Source organism: Staphylococcus sp. HMSC072B07, assembly GCF_001815505.1.
GTDB classification, from domain to species: domain Bacteria; phylum Bacillota; class Bacilli; order Staphylococcales; family Staphylococcaceae; genus Staphylococcus; species Staphylococcus simulans.
In genome coordinates this window covers 100,823-113,025 of record NZ_KV820896.1, presented here as the reverse complement: position 1 = coordinate 113,025, position 12,203 = coordinate 100,823, and the positions used below count along the sequence as shown (strand labels likewise).

Sequence of the window (12,203 nt, the reverse complement as noted above, 5' to 3'; positions counted from 1 at the left end):
GTTTTAGCTCACCAGTCCTATTTGACAGAGAGCCTGAAAAAAGCACTCTGAGGGTTAGTCAGAGTGCTTCATTTTTACTTTAAGCTTTATTTTAACAATGTGTGACTTATAAAGTTTCTACAACTGCTTGGCAACGTGGGCATAAGTGATCTAAGCCGTTTGCTGAACCAAGTTCAGTGCTGTAGTTCCAGCATCTTTCACATTTTTCACCGTCAGCGTGAACAACTTTGATGTCGCCGTGATAGTATTCAGTACCATCTTCAACTTTATCTTCTACTTCCACTTGAGATACGATGAATAATTGTTGTAAGTTTTCAAAATCTTTTAAGAAGCTAGTCGCATCGAAGTGTTCGTTGCTTCCGATGATCACTTTCGCTTCTAATGATTTACCGATAACTTTGTCGTTACGTGCACTTTCTAAAGCACGGTTCACATCATCACGTAATTTCATGAATGTGTTCCATTTTTCAAGTAATGCTGTGTCTGGTTCAACCACTTCAGGCATATTTGCTAAATGTACACTTTCTTCTTCTACGTGAGGGATATATGACCAAACTTCTTCAGCTGTATGCGCTAAAATTGGTGCTAATAATTTAGTCATGTCGACTAAGATTTGGTAAAGCACTGTCTGCATACTACGACGTTTTGGTGAATCTTGTTTTTCGATATATAAGATATCTTTACCGTAATCTAAGTAGAAGTTACTTAATTCAACGTTAATGAAGTTTTGAACTTCTTGATAGATGTTTAAGTAGTCGAAGTTATCGTAGTGTTTGATGATATTCGCTGTGAATTCACGTAAACGATTTAATAAATAACGATCGACTTCTAATAAGTCCGCTTCATCCAAAGCATCTGTGCTTGGATTAAAGTCATTAACGTTACCTAACATGAAACGTAATGTGTTACGGATTTTACGGTAAACATCCGCAGTTTGTTTTAAGATTTCATCAGAGATACGTACGTCAGATAAGTAGTCGACACTGCTCACCCATAGACGTGCGATATCTGCACCTTTTTGTTTTACGATTTGATCAGGAACGATAACGTTACCTAATGATTTACTCATTTTCTTACCTTCTCCGTCCATTACGAAACCATGTGAAAGTAAGAATTTATATGGTGATTGACCACGTGTCGCAACTGAAGTTGTGATAGAAGAGTTGAACCAACCACGATATTGGTCACTACCCTCTAAGTAAAGGTCAGCTGGGAATGATAATTCCGGACGTGTTTCTAATACACCACGGTGTGATGAACCTGAGTCGAACCATACGTCCATGATGTCTTCTTCTTTTGTGAATTCACCATTTGGACTGCCTGGATGTGTGAAGCCTTTAGGTAATAAGTCTTTCGCTTCACGGTCGAACCATACATTTGAACCATATTTTTCAAATAAGTTCGCTACATGATAGATGACTTCTTTATCCATGATGATGTCGCCATTTTCAGCGTAGAAGACTGGAAGTGGTACACCCCATACACGTTGACGTGAGATAACCCATTCGCCACGGTCACGGATCATGTTATAGATACGTGTTTTACCCCAGTCGACTTTGAAGTGTGTTTCTTCAATTGCGTCTAAGATATCTTGACGTACTTTACTGATTGAAGCGAACCATTGTGGTGTCGCACGGAAGATAACCGGTTTTTTCGTACGCCAGTCATGTGGGTAACTATGTGTGATGAATTGTAATTTTAATAAAGAACCATTTTCTTTAAGTAAGTCTGTGACAGCTTTATTTGCTTTGTCGTAGAACATACCTTCGAATTGGCCGCCTTCTTCAGTGAAGACCCCTTTATCATCTAATGGGCTGATAACAGGTAAACCATATTTTTGTCCGACAATATAGTCATCTTCCCCATGTCCAGGTGCTGTATGAACCGCACCAGTACCAGCGTCAGTTGTAACGTGTAAGCCGTTGATAACTAATGAAACACGATCAACAAATGGATGTTGTGTTTCAACATATTCTAATTCTTTACCTGTGAATATTTTTTCAAGTTCGATTGCGTCTTTATCCCAATCTAATGCTTCAGCAACTTCTTCTACTAAGTCAGTACCTACAACATATTTTTCACCATTCACTTTATATTGACCATATTTCAATTCTGGGTGAACTGTGATCGCAACGTTTGAAGGTAATGTCCAAGGTGTAGTTGTCCAGATAATGAATTTCGCATCTTCATCTACAACACCTTTGCCGTCTTTAACGTCAAATGCCACATAGATAGATGGTGAACGTTTATCATGATATTCGATTTCCGCTTCAGCTAATGATGATTCACTTGATGGTGACCAGTAAACTGGTTTTTTACCTTTATAGATTAAACCACGGTCAGCCATTTCACCGAATAAACGGATTTGTGCTGCTTCATATTCAGGTTTTAATGTGATGTATGGATCGTTGAAGTCACCATTCACACCTAAACGTTTGAAGTCTTTCTTTTGAATATCGATTTGTTCTAAAGCGAATTCCTTACATAATTCACGGAATTCAGATACAGGCATTTCTTTACGCTTAACACCTTTTTTCGTTAACGCTTGTTCAATTGGTAAACCATGCGTATCCCAACCAGGAACATAAGGTGAATAGTAACCTTGCATTGATTTATAACGTACGATAAAGTCTTTTAAAATTTTATTTAAGGCATGTCCCATGTGTAAGTTACCGTTCGCATACGGTGGGCCATCATGTAAAATATAAGTTTCATTTCCCTTATTTTTTTCTAAGATTTTATGGTATAAATCTTGTTCGTCCCATTGTTTTTGGATTTCTGGTTCTTTCTTTGGTAATCCCCCTCGCATTGGGAAGTCTGTTTTCGGCATCAATAGCGTTTCTTTGTAGTTCATTAATTTTCACTCCTTAAAATATAAAAAAGAACTCTAAGTTCAATTAACAGGGACGATTAACCGCGGTACCACCCTGATTAACTCAACTTAGAGTTCTCTTCATTCTCACCTATATGATTGGATAAAACAGTGATATAAGAATTAAACATATATTAGGCTCGCACCATCCCTAACTCGCTGTTATGTTGATATGTTCACTTAATTCTTACGCGTCTGTTTTACAAAATTCAATTATTATTTTTGTTCTTTATCTGTTTCGTTTTGTGCTGGTGTGCCTTCTTGAGCTTCAGCTTGTTGTGCTTGCGCTTGTTGTTTCTCTTGTTCAGTCACATCATTTTGATGTAAATGTTGGAAGTTTTCTTCTGTGACTTGTTGTGCATCTAAGTCATAGTTTAATAAGTAATCCCAATCATCATTCTTCAATAAATCTAACTGAGCTTCCACTAACATGCGGAAACGAGAACGGAAAATCTTAGATTGACGTTTCATATCTTCTGTTTGGAAAGATAAACGTCTTGCTTTTTCCACACCGTCATTCACAATACGATCTGCTTCTGCTTTTGCTTTCGCAATAATCGCTTCTGCTTCTTTTGTCGCAGCCATTTTTGTTTCTTGGCTTGCTGATTGTGCTTGAACTAAAGCGTCACTTACTGATTGTTGTACTTCTTTGTACGCTTTTAAGTTATTTTCTTTTTCTTCTACAACTGTTTCAAGTTGTTTTTTCTGTTCTTTTAAATGTTCAATTTCTTGACTGAGTTGGCTTAAATAATCAGCGACTTCAGTGGGTTCAAGGCCATTCTTAATTCTAGAAAATTCTTTGTTTTTAATTTCATTCGGTGTAAAAGACATCTTATATTGTCCTCCTTAATCATACACTATTTGAATAAAGTTTCATATACTATGCGCAGTTTGTCTTTCTTTGTTTTATGACCGATTTCAGTCACTCTCGCACGGCCATGTCCTTGTATCGACAGCAAATCTCCAGGTTCTAGTTGGAAATCTGGACGTTCAATAATTGTATGATTCACTTTGATACGTTTCTTTTCAATATATTGTTTCGCAATTGAACGTGATTTACGAATCATTTCCTTCAACACAACATCTAAGCGCATTGCGCTGACCGTTGCTTGATGGAGCGTCCAATCCTCTTTTGATTGTATCATATCTTCTAGTGGTACTTCATGCAGTTTGACCGGCACACCCTTGATTCGCTTTAATTCCAACATTATATACGATTTAATATTCTTTGTCAAAATAAACTGAATTTTATCGCCTACAATAATATCACCGAGTTGATCGCGTTCAATACTGAATGACATCAACGTTCCAAGCACATTACGATGATCAATTGACGCAAACTTTTCAGGATACTCTAAATCGAACAGCACCAGCTCAAAATCTTCTTCAGTCGGTTCAAAGTAATCTGGCGCAATCACTGCACGCTTACGTTCACTAGATGGACTGCCGCCATTAAATGAAACCTGTAAATCATCGAAGCTATTGACGATGACTTCTAAAATATATTGTGCTCTTGGATCTAGAAAGTGTGTTAACACCGGCGCATAATTGCGTTCTGCTTGTTGTACTTTATCCATCAACATTATGATGATAGGTTGTTCTTCTCTTCTAAAGTGTTGATATATATCTATGTGAATTCACCCCTGACAAAAGAAAAAGGCAGCCTGATTCCAATGAAATTCGGCATACCTTTCATGATTTATTAAACTAATTGTTGCAGAATCAGTACGAATATCGCATGTAAGCCTCTTTGGAAAAATATCAACACAAAGATAGCGGCTAAACTTGAGATATCAATCATACCGATTGGCGGGATAATTTTACGAAATGGTGCTAAAAACGGTTCGTAAATCTTACGTAGGAAACGTCCAAATGCAGAACCTTGCGCATTCGGTATCCATGACATAAAGAAGTATAAAATCATACCCCAGTAATACACTGTCAACAATATCTCTATCGCATTAAATAAGAGCGCTAAAACATTAACTAAACTCATAGCTGGTTACCTCATTCATAATCAAATTCAGACGTATCAATATCTTCTGTAATACTGCCAGCTACTTCTACGTTATCTGGTGTACATAAGAAAATATCATTACCGACACGTTGGATGTCTCCGCCGATTGCGTATACTGTTCCGCTTAAGAAATCAATAATACGTTTCGCAGAAACATTGTCAATACGTTGTAAATTGACGAGTGTCGCACGTCTATTCTTCAACTCATCCGCAATATCTTGCGTATCTGAGAAGACACGTGGCTCGAATAAACACATTTTTGAACTTTCGTGCAAGTTCCCAGCGTTCATATTGACTACATTTCTTGAAGGGTCATTGTTTGTGTGATTAGCCATTTGATACTTCCTTTCATTGGAAGACGTCTGCAATCGATTGCTTTGTGTTTGACGTTTAGGGACAGTCTTAATTGCTCGCTGTCTTTCATTATAGTAATTATTATTATTTGTTGATTGCGTTTGCTGCGCTGTTGTAGTAGCTTGTGTTTGAGGTTCTGGTTCAGCTTGTGCAGTATTTTTTGTAGGTTGCTGACGATCAGCAACTTCCTCTTCTTCTTCTATGACAAAAAAATTGTTAAATAGGTCTTTTAAAGCCAATTGGCTCACTCCTCTTTCCCTACTAGTTTAGTACCGATTCGTACGAAGGTTGCGCCTTCTTCTGCAGCAATTTCATAATCATTACTCATGCCCATAGATAATTCAGTGCATGGCGCATAATCTAATTGTTTTGCTTGAATTTCATCACGTTTATGTCTTAATGTTTCAAAAATCTGTCTAATTTCTGCTTCATCTTCTGTATAAGGTGCCATTGTCATCAGACCCACGACTTGAATGTTCTCATATTGTTCAAGTAATTCGATAAATGCATCTACTTCTTCTAAAGCAAGACCATGTTTACTTTCTTCTTCAGAAACATTCACTTGAACAAAACATTTAACGACATGTGATGCGCGTTTATTGATTTCTTTCGCTAAACTTTTACGGTCTAATGCATGTAAGTAATCAATGTCATCGATAACTTCTTTGACTTTACGTGATTGCAATGTACCGATAAAGTGCATTACCACGTCATCTGGCAATGCTTCACGCTTAGCTTGGAAACCTTCCAAACGATTTTCCCCAAAATGTCTGATGCCAGCATCATATGCTTCTTTAGCTCGCTCTATTGTAACATATTTTGTTACAGCAATCACGTTCGGTCTGGTGTCACGATGGACTTTCTCAAGACTTTTCGTAATATGTTCGTTGATTTGTTCTAGATTTTGTTTCACATTCATTCCAATTACTCCTTACTTCTTACTGTCCGATAAATGCCAACATACGGCCAGTCTTACTTTTTTCTACCCTATATGAAAAGAATAAGTCCAAATTCTCAGAAGTCGCATAATCTGTTACGTCAATATTTTCACTCGGTACACCTGCTCGGATAAGTAATTGACGATTCGCTTCTTTTAAATCGATGCCATGACGATCTTCGCCACGTGTGTCAATAAATGTTGATGCATCAACAGGTAAGGCTTCAAATTGCGCTTTAATGTCATCATTAATTTCATAACTATTTGAAGTCGCAGGACCTATCACAACTTGCAGATCTTTCAAATCAAAAATGATATGTTCTAAAATTTCTTCTGAAATACGGCCAACTGTACCTTTCCAACCTGCATGTGCTAATGCAATAAAATGATGTTTTGGACTATAGAAATAAACAGGTACACAATCGGCATAGCACATCGTTAATAATACATCTGAATCATATGAGTACATACCATCCACTCCATGCAAATCATCTGTTAATGTATCAATGTTTGTACTCGCGTCATCTGTTGTCACTTCAACGACATTTGTGCCATGTGTTTGAATCGGGAAGATCCATTGTTTTCTATCATAACCGATGGCATCAGCAATGATACGTTGATGGGCATGTACATTTTCAGCAGCATCATCGATATATAATGCCATATTAAACGCGTTTTCTGGATACGGACTCTGTCCACCTTCTCTGGTAGTGAATCCTAAAGTAATCCCTTCTGATTTCGCACCCGTATGTTCTAAATAATGTGGTTGTTTGCTAAAATTCTCTGGCATAATAATCTCTCCTATTTATAGATTGATGCCTTTTAAACTAGGTTGTCAATTTAATAGTAAAGCTAATTGCGCTTATATTCAAATATATAAAAAGTGTCATCAGATCAATCGATCTGATGACACTTTAGATTATTGTTCTCACTAGACCACTCGATGACCTGTTGCATCTAATCTTGCGTGATACTATGGTTGATTGCTCAATGCAAACTTTATAGAAAGAGATTAACGTCTAGTTCTTCTTGAACGTCTTTCTTCTCTGTTTCTGATGAAGCTTGGAATATCATCTTCTTTAGTAGTGTGTGTTCTTGATTCGCTTGATGATTCAGAACTATGAGATCTTGGCGCATGACCGATACCTTCGTCGCTTGAAGCACTTGTGCTTGTTGCGCTAGATCCGAAACCTGTATTAGATTGTTTACGTGCATGAGTTGCTGGTTTGTCTTCGAAACCAGTCGCAATTACAGTAACTACGATTTCATCTTGTAATTCAGGGTTGATAACAGTACCGAAGATCATGTTTACATCTTCATCTGCTGCATCTTGTACGATGTCAGCCGCTTCTTGCGCTTCGAATAAAGATAATGATTCTCCGCCTGTAATGTTCATTAGGACACCTTGTGCACCAACGATTGATGTTTCAAGTAATGGAGAAGAAATAGCTTTTTTAGCTGCTTCAACTGCACGGTTTTCACCAGAAGAAACACCGATACCCATTAATGCAGAACCTTGGTTAGACATGATTGTCTTAACGTCTGCAAAGTCAAGGTTTACTTCACCAGATACTGCGATTAAGTCTGAGATACCTTGTACACCTTGGCGTAATACGTTATCCGCTTCTTTGAACGCTTCCATCATAGGCGTAGATTTGTCAACGATGTCTAATAAGCGGTCGTTTGGAATTACGATTAATGTATCAACAGCTGCTTTCATTGATTCTACCCCTGCAGCAGCTTGAGTTTGGCGTTTACGTCCTTCGAAACTGAATGGGCGAGTTACAACACCAACTGTTAATGCACCCATTTCTTTCGCGATCTTAGCAACAACTGGTGCAGCACCTGTACCAGTACCGCCACCCATACCAGCAGTTACGAATACCATATCAGCGCCTTGGATAGCGTCTTCGATTTGCTCGCGAGATTCTTCTGCAGCTTTTTTACCAATTTCTGGGTTCGCGCCAGCACCTAAACCACGTGTTAATTTTTCACCGATTTGGATTCTGGACTCAGCTTTAGATAAGTTTAATGCTTGACCGTCAGTGTTGATTGAAATAAATTCAACATTGTTCATTCCGTGGTCAATCATTCGGTTAACAGCGTTGTTACCTCCGCCGCCGACACCAATGACTTTTAACGTCGCTAAATGATTAAATCCTTGTTCAAATTCTAACATTTAAATTTCCTCCTAGTTTTAATGGGCAATCAATCAAATAGAGATTTCAATAATTTTTTAAATTTACTTTCTTCTTGTTTCTCATGAGATTGGTCTGAGTTATAATCAGTTTCTTGCTTAGTATTGTGTGTTTCTGGTGTTTCAGAAACTTCGTCTGTTTCAATTGATTCACCTGAAGCAGGTGTTTCATGAGTCGGTTTAGCTTGTTTTTTCTTGAACCAGTCGAAACCGCTTGCTTTTTCAGTATGCGGCTTAGGTTCTGACTCGATTACTTCCTCTTCAAATTCTTCATTATCATGATTACTAATTGTAACATAATCTAATAATTCATCAAAAGTGATACTGCTAGAAATCGTTGAAATTGCAGATGAGAATTCAGGTTTTCTGATTCCCATTTGTGAAGGTGTATGTATTCTTACCTTCTCATTAACCATATCTTGCAATAATTCACGAACACCTAACAAGTTTGCTGAACCGCCTGTTACCACAAATCCGCCGTTGACTTTCGTCAATCCTAATTCTTGCAGTAAATCAAAGACATTAAAGAAGATTTCTTCTACACGTGCTTCGATAATATCTGCTAAATCTTTTTGCGTGAATTGTGCATCTTCATCACTATCGATTTGTTCAACAGAGAAAACATCTTGATCTGATGCTGAGTTATAGAATGCATGACCATATTGATGTTTCACTTTTTCTGCTGTCGCATAAGATGTATTAAGGCCTTGCGCAACATCATCAGTGATATCACGTCCGCCCATTTCGAATGAATCAGCGTCAACTAACTCGCCGCGTTCGAAGAATGCCACTTGCGTTAAATCTTGGCCAATGTCAATCACACATGCGCCTAACTCTTTCTCAGTCGGCGTCAAGATAGAGCCATAGTTGTATGCATCAGAATAAACATCTAATACATCCACACCGCAAGCTTCTACACATTTAATCAAGTTGACAAGAATTGATTTTTGAATCGCAATAACACCTGATTCAACTTTTAACGAATGTCTTGCAATCAATTCTTTCGGATCAGAAACTTCGTTGTCGCCATCTACGATGAAACGAATTGGGAATGTATCCACCACTTCAGTTTCTTCAACGTCGTTTTTATCTCTGATGCCTTCTAACACAGTTTCAATGTGTCTTCCGTTTATTTCAGTATCTTCATAAAATTCGATTTCATTGGTTTCATCATAAACTTCAGTAGCGACAATCGGCAATTTCAAGAATACTTCTTTAATATCAACGCCTGACGCGATTGAAGCTTTCTTAATTGTATCTTTAACAGCTTGTTTAGCTAAATCGAAATCATCGATCAAGCCATTCTTAATTCCGCTTGTATAGGTTTGTCCTGTACCTATCACATTAATTCCATTATGAAATTTTTCGCCTACTATTGTTTTTACACTAGATGAACCAATATCTACACTTACATAGTAATGTTCCTCCATAGATAGGCACCTCCTGACAATTTCTTTAAAAAATACACTATAGTTAGTTTACAATACGTTTCTATGGTTGTGAACTATAAACACATGATATTCAAGACTTTTTTAATTATTTGTACTACTTTCTTTCTGAGAATTATCTTTTGTTGTCTTATCGTCTTTCATTTGGTCATTAATTTTGTTCAAAGTATTCTGCAATTCATCTTTCGCTTTATCTTCCATTGCTGTACCTTCTTTCAATTTCACACTGCTGTCTGATGATGTTGATGAAGAAGATTTGTATGGAATAAATGAAGCACCGACATATAAATCAATATAACCTGATTTTTTCAGTTCACCAGAGTCATCACGTTCTAGTGCGCTGACCATTTCAGGATAATATTTTAATTTATCTGCAATCGTGCGTATATTGCCGATGACTTGAATGCCATCTTTCATATACAATCTGATTTTATTGCGGTTGTCTTTATCATCCGCATATTCTACTTCAGAAATCGATTGTCTGATTTCTGTCGGTATTTCCGATAAAGCTTGAATCATTTTATCGCGTCGTGATTCACTAAAACCTGATATCACTGGCGCATCATTCGGTACTTGTCCTTTATAATCTTTTAAAATATAATCATTTGAAAGCACTGGATGATATTTGCCCTTATCTTCTAACAATCCGACCAATTGATACTCAGAAACATTCACCTCTAAATTATTCGGCAATTTTCTCTTGATCTGTACGTCTTTAACGAAAGGATTTTCTTTCATTTTGTTGATGGCTTTCCCTTTGCCGAACATGTAGATTTTAGTATCTCTCTTTAAATCCAAAGCTTGTTTCGCTTCTTTATCAGAAAGATAATGATTGCCTTTAACCTCTACATGGTCAATATTACTAATTGGCGTGAACATATACAATACTATCAGAATAATTAACGCTATGAGTGTTCCAAATATTATAAGTTGAACGCGCCGCTGTTTTGCTCTGCGTTTTCGGCGTTTTTCTTTTAAGTACTCTGAATCAATTTTTCGTACTTTGTCTGCCATCCATCATCACCCTCCTACTTCGAAGGGAGATGTGAACGAAAACTGTCGATGAAAACATCTCCTCGTTCTTCAAAAGTATTGTATTGATCCCAACTTGCACATGCTGGTGATAATAAGACCACATCATTTGGTTCAATAATATCTTGAACTTTCTCCACTGCGTCTTTAACATCTGTTGCACGTACCACATACTTGCCTTGGCTTTCACCAAGCTTCGTCAACTTATCTTGTGTTTCACCAAAGGTCAACATCGCACGCACATTCTTCATGTATGGAATCAATTCATCAAATCCATTTCCGCGATCTAACCCGCCGCACAACCAAATGATCGGTTGTTCGAATGAATTCAACGCAAATTGCGTTGCTAAAGTATTCGTTGCTTTCGAGTCATTATAATATTTGTTCGTTTTGTTCGAACCAATATATTGCAGACGGTGTTTGATACCTGAGAATGTTGTTAGTGTATGAATGACCGCATCAATGGAAACACCTGCTAACACTGCTGCAAGTACAGCAGCTAAAATGTTTTCTAAGTTATGTTCACCAGGAAGCACAATATCATCTTTATGAATAATACGTAAACCATTCAAGACGATATATCCGTCTTTCATATAAATGCCGTTAACTTCTTGATTTGTAGAGAAATAATATGTTTTGGCTTTTAAGCCTTCTGTTTCAATCAAATGACGTTGACTGTAATTACAAATCAAGAAGTCATCTTCAGTTTGATTTTTATAAATACGTCGTTTCGCATCACGATAGTTTTCTAAAGTACCGTGATAATCTAAGTGCGCTGAATAGATATTCGTAATAATCGCAATATGTGGACGATACGTATCGATACCAAGCAATTGGAAAGATGACAACTCAGTAATTAAGTAATCTTCAGCTTTTGCTTCTTGTGCAACTTTAGATGCTACAAAACCGATATTACCTGAAAGCAGACCTTTTTGTCTGCTGTTGTCGAACATGTCGCCAATTAACGAAGTCGTTGTTGTTTTACCATTTGTCCCAGTTACCGCAATAATCGGTGCTTCTGAAATCAAATAACTCAATTCGACTTCCGTTAATATTTTCAAACCACGTTTTTCTGCTTCTTCAATCAATGGCACAGTATAGGGAATACCTGGATTTTTAACAATGATTGGATTGTCATCCAATAAAGATAATGGATGATGTCCCCCGATGACAGTTAAACCCATTTCTTTTAAATCTTTCGCATGCGGATCTTTGGAAAGGTCTCCGCCATCATTGACAGTAACTTCTGCACCAAGATGGTGTAGTAATTTAGCCGCTTCATATCCGCTTTTCGCTAATCCAACTACTAATACATGTTTTCCTTCTAATCCTTTATATTTAAGCAT

11 protein-coding genes are annotated in these 12,203 nt (G+C 37.3%); all 11 read right to left on the bottom strand.

What is annotated here, in order from left to right; all coding sequences use genetic code 11:
- Positions 1 to 106 precede the first annotated feature (106 nt).
- The gene (gene ileS / locus HMPREF3031_RS00625) at positions 107 to 2,854 is read right to left on the bottom strand and encodes an isoleucine--tRNA ligase (protein WP_002480603.1); all 2,748 of its coding nucleotides are present in this window, start codon (positions 2,852 to 2,854) and stop codon (positions 107 to 109) included.
- 234 nt (positions 2,855 to 3,088) lie between these two features.
- Positions 3,089 to 3,703, bottom strand: a complete 615-nt coding sequence (locus tag HMPREF3031_RS00620) for a DivIVA domain-containing protein (protein ID WP_002480602.1) — start codon at positions 3,701 to 3,703, stop codon at positions 3,089 to 3,091.
- Positions 3,704 to 3,729: 26 nt separating this feature from the next.
- A complete protein-coding gene (locus HMPREF3031_RS00615) occupies positions 3,730 to 4,503 on the bottom strand; it encodes a YlmH family RNA-binding protein (protein WP_037556338.1) in 774 nt (257 codons plus the stop codon).
- A gap of 71 nt (positions 4,504 to 4,574) precedes the next feature.
- Entirely contained in the window at positions 4,575 to 4,868 is a 294-nt protein-coding gene (locus tag HMPREF3031_RS00610; protein WP_002480600.1) for a YggT family protein, read from the bottom strand.
- A gap of 11 nt (positions 4,869 to 4,879) precedes the next feature.
- On the bottom strand, positions 4,880 to 5,482 hold the full coding sequence (locus HMPREF3031_RS00605; RefSeq protein ID WP_002480599.1) for a cell division protein SepF: 603 nt from the start codon (positions 5,480 to 5,482) through the stop codon (positions 4,880 to 4,882).
- Between the two features lie 5 nt (positions 5,483 to 5,487).
- Positions 5,488 to 6,162 carry a YggS family pyridoxal phosphate-dependent enzyme gene (locus tag HMPREF3031_RS00600; protein ID WP_002480598.1) on the bottom strand — a complete coding sequence of 225 codons (675 nt, stop codon included), beginning with the start codon at positions 6,160 to 6,162 and terminating at the stop codon, positions 5,488 to 5,490.
- 19 nt (positions 6,163 to 6,181) lie between these two features.
- Positions 6,182 to 6,970 carry a peptidoglycan editing factor PgeF gene (pgeF, locus tag HMPREF3031_RS00595; RefSeq protein WP_002480597.1) on the bottom strand — a complete coding sequence of 263 codons (789 nt, stop codon included), beginning with the start codon at positions 6,968 to 6,970 and terminating at the stop codon, positions 6,182 to 6,184.
- 222 nt (positions 6,971 to 7,192) lie between these two features.
- Positions 7,193 to 8,359, bottom strand: a complete 1,167-nt coding sequence (ftsZ, locus tag HMPREF3031_RS00590; protein ID WP_002480596.1) for a cell division protein FtsZ — start codon at positions 8,357 to 8,359, stop codon at positions 7,193 to 7,195.
- Between the two features lie 29 nt (positions 8,360 to 8,388).
- A complete protein-coding gene (gene ftsA, locus HMPREF3031_RS00585; RefSeq protein WP_002480595.1) occupies positions 8,389 to 9,807 on the bottom strand; it encodes a cell division protein FtsA in 1,419 nt (472 codons plus the stop codon).
- Positions 9,808 to 9,909: 102 nt separating this feature from the next.
- Positions 9,910 to 10,839 (bottom strand): cell division protein FtsQ/DivIB, encoded by a 930-nt coding sequence (locus tag HMPREF3031_RS00580; RefSeq protein WP_002480594.1) that lies wholly within the window; start codon positions 10,837 to 10,839, stop codon positions 9,910 to 9,912.
- 14 nt (positions 10,840 to 10,853) lie between these two features.
- A complete protein-coding gene (murD, locus tag HMPREF3031_RS00575; RefSeq protein ID WP_002480593.1) occupies positions 10,854 to 12,203 on the bottom strand; it encodes a UDP-N-acetylmuramoyl-L-alanine--D-glutamate ligase in 1,350 nt (449 codons plus the stop codon).

What these genes read in the sequence shown, in the direction of transcription:
- HMPREF3031_RS00580 (WP_002480594.1), bottom strand. Translation starts at nt 10,839, where the DNA reads ATGGCAGACAAAGTACGAAAAATTGATTCAGAGTACTTAAAAGAAAAA.
- HMPREF3031_RS00600 (WP_002480598.1), bottom strand. Translation starts at nt 6,162, where the DNA reads ATGAATGTGAAACAAAATCTAGAACAAATCAACGAACATATTACGAAA.
- ileS (WP_002480603.1), bottom strand. Translation starts at nt 2,854, where the DNA reads ATGAACTACAAAGAAACGCTATTGATGCCGAAAACAGACTTCCCAATG.
- HMPREF3031_RS00620 (WP_002480602.1), bottom strand. Translation starts at nt 3,703, where the DNA reads ATGTCTTTTACACCGAATGAAATTAAAAACAAAGAATTTTCTAGAATT.
- HMPREF3031_RS00610 (WP_002480600.1), bottom strand. Translation starts at nt 4,868, where the DNA reads ATGAGTTTAGTTAATGTTTTAGCGCTCTTATTTAATGCGATAGAGATA.
- ftsZ (WP_002480596.1), bottom strand. Translation starts at nt 8,359, where the DNA reads ATGTTAGAATTTGAACAAGGATTTAATCATTTAGCGACGTTAAAAGTC.
- murD (WP_002480593.1), bottom strand. Translation starts at nt 12,203, where the DNA reads ATGCTTAAATATAAAGGATTAGAAGGAAAACATGTATTAGTAGTTGGA.
- ftsA (WP_002480595.1), bottom strand. Translation starts at nt 9,807, where the DNA reads ATGGAGGAACATTACTATGTAAGTGTAGATATTGGTTCATCTAGTGTA.
- pgeF (WP_002480597.1), bottom strand. Translation starts at nt 6,970, where the DNA reads ATGCCAGAGAATTTTAGCAAACAACCACATTATTTAGAACATACGGGT.